2 protein-coding genes and 1 pseudogene are annotated in these 1,489 nt (G+C 55.7%); 2 read left to right on the top strand and 1 reads right to left on the bottom strand.

The window, feature by feature from the left end; genetic code table 11:
- A partial coding sequence (locus tag BG52_RS01165; RefSeq protein ID WP_036579970.1) for a CDP-alcohol phosphatidyltransferase family protein occupies nucleotides 1-370 on the top strand: 370 nt, incomplete at its 5' end.
- 86 nt (nucleotides 371-456) lie between these two features.
- On the opposite strand, the gene BG52_RS01170 is transcribed toward BG52_RS01165, so the two are convergent.
- Nucleotides 457-852, bottom strand: coding sequence for a hypothetical protein (locus tag BG52_RS01170; RefSeq protein ID WP_036579972.1), 396 nt, complete (start codon nucleotides 850-852; stop codon nucleotides 457-459).
- A 193-nt stretch (nucleotides 853-1,045) separates the two neighbouring features.
- On the opposite strand from BG52_RS01170, the pseudogene BG52_RS01175 reads away from it, so the two are divergent.
- Nucleotides 1,046-1,489: pseudogene (locus BG52_RS01175) on the top strand (twitching motility protein PilT); the annotation flags it as partial.

The following is a 1,489-nucleotide window of genomic DNA, read 5'->3' on the forward strand; positions in this document are numbered from 1 at the left end:
CGGCCTGCCGATTCCGGCTGCGGGCGGCGTAGCCTGCACGCTGGCGCTTTTTTACAAGGAAATACCGGTTGCGCTGCTGCTTGGCAGCATGATCGTGCTGTCGTTCCTGATGGTGAGCAACATTAAATATCCGAATTTCAAGAAGGTGGGGATCCCGAAAGGCGCCGTATGGGCGATTCCGATCGTCGTCGGTATCGCCGTCGTGCTTGGCATCCTGTTCCCTCAGCATCTTTCGAAAATCCTGTTTGTTCCGCTGGTACTATACGCGCTGTACGGTTTAAAAAAAAACGTTGATCGGCGGCTGTCCAAAGCGCGCAAACGCCGTCAGGCGAAAGCGGCGGAAGAGGCCAAGTCGGAGCATAGCGCATAGATTCGAATACGAAAGAGGCTTCCCTTCGTCACGGCCAGTGACAGCGGGCAGCCTCTTTTTCACGGGATCTATTCGCATGATGTCGGTCAGGTCAGATTGAAAATGCCGAGCGTCGAGCATTTCTTGGACTCTTGCTCAATGACATCCTCGAGCTTGATGTCCAGCAAATTACTGAGGGCGGACATGTAGAACAGGCTTTTGCCGAGCTCTGTCCGGAGCACATCCTTGCAATTCTCGCATAAGCGGCCGCTCGTGTGGTGATTCAGCTTGATCTTCACTTGTTCGAGATCCAGTTCGTCGGGATAATCCTGCTTGCGGGCGTTTACCTCTATGCAGCCGCATTCGGTTACGGCCTTGGACACCGCTCGGTTGACGGAAGCTCCCGCTTGCCCGTATTTGGTCATCACGTCCAGCAAACTGCGATGGCGAAGCAGCAATTCCGATACCTGCTGCTGAAACTGCTCCAGCGTTAAGGCGCTCATCCATTCCACCTCATTTCGTGATTTGCTTTCTCCATTATTATAGAACATGCCGGCGACGATTTACAAAAAGATTTTCTAACCGAATCACAAAGGACAAGGGATGAGCGTCGACTACCCGCTCTATAGTTAAATGTTCCTCACACGGTTAACCCGTCCGAATTCGGCGCATAATGGGTAGTGGAGGTGAACGAAAATGGTCAAACGACTTATCCAATTGTTCGGCATGGCCGCGGGCGGCATGGCCGGCGATTTCGTGCATGGCTTGATCAATGCCGGCACGGTCTGGACCGATGCGGCATTCGGCGCAATGCGCCAATCGGGTGCTTATTACACGCATGTCGGCTTGGGCGCGTTGTGCGGCTTGGCCGTGGCGACGATATTCGCGGGAGCGGCGATCCGGCGGATGCACGAAGGAGCCGAATGGGCGGCTTCACACCCGACCGGCGATTTGGCGGCGGGGAGTTTCGGACTGATGGCAGGGCTGGCGGTATCGGCGCTGCTGTCTCCGGCGGTAGCCGGTTTGAGCGGAGCGGGAGTGATGGTGCCGGCTGCGCTGACGTTATTTTTCGGTTATATGGGTCTGCGGATCGGGCTCGGCAAAAAAGAAGAATTGGCGGCGGCCGCAGAGTCATTCTGG

The sequence above is a fragment of the Paenibacillus darwinianus genome (assembly GCF_000598065.1).
Classification (GTDB): domain Bacteria; phylum Bacillota; class Bacilli; order Paenibacillales; family Paenibacillaceae; genus Paenibacillus_I; species Paenibacillus_I darwinianus.

Coding starts and splice junctions, on each gene's coding strand:
- BG52_RS01170 (WP_036579972.1), bottom strand. CDS start 852: ATGAGCGCCTTAACGCTGGAGCAGTTTCAGCAGCAGGTATCGGAATTG.